General features: G+C 46.8%; 1 protein-coding gene and 1 pseudogene. Both read right to left on the bottom strand.

Annotated features, from left to right (window positions below):
• Window positions 1-345, bottom strand: a 345-nt coding sequence (locus R7Z49_RS27185) for a 3'(2'),5'-bisphosphate nucleotidase CysQ (protein ID WP_318112777.1), incomplete at its 3' end; no start/stop codon positions are given.
• Window positions 346-386: 41 nt separating this feature from the next.
• Window positions 387-536: pseudogene (locus tag R7Z49_RS27190) on the bottom strand (ADP compounds hydrolase NudE); the annotation flags it as partial.

The following is a 536-nucleotide window of genomic DNA, read 5'->3' on the forward strand; positions in this document are numbered from 1 at the left end:
GTCAATTAATGCAATGATGGTCGCAAAGTCGCCACTGCGTGCGATGAATTCTTGTGTGCCATCTAATGGGTCGACCAACCAATAACGCTGCCATTGTGCGCGCTGCTCTAAGCTGATGTCGGCGGCTTCTTCAGACAACACGGGGATGTCTGGTGTCAGTTCACTTAAACGTTCAGTGATGAGTTTGTGCGCGGCAATATCAGCGCTTGTGACCGGTGTTTCATCACTTTTGGTATACGCTTCATATTGCTTTTTCTCGTAGATATCGAGAATCATTTGTCCCGCACTGCGGGCAATTTCGATAACTTGAGGAAGCAGGTGAGATAGATCTTTTGTCATTGGCATAGGTGATAGTCCTTACTCACAATATTTGTCGGTTTACACCGTTATTGATTGTTGTTGTGAGTGGTGTTTGGTAAGTGTTTCAGTGCCAACATTAACGCCGTGATGCTTCGTGCTTCGCAGAAGTCCAAATGCGTTAATAGCTCTTCGGCTTGTGCGAGTGGCCAGCGCACAATTTCTAACGGCTCTGGTTC

It is taken from the genome of Vibrio sp. 1562 (assembly GCF_033340155.1).
In the GTDB taxonomy this organism is placed as follows: domain Bacteria; phylum Pseudomonadota; class Gammaproteobacteria; order Enterobacterales; family Vibrionaceae; genus Vibrio; species Vibrio alginolyticus.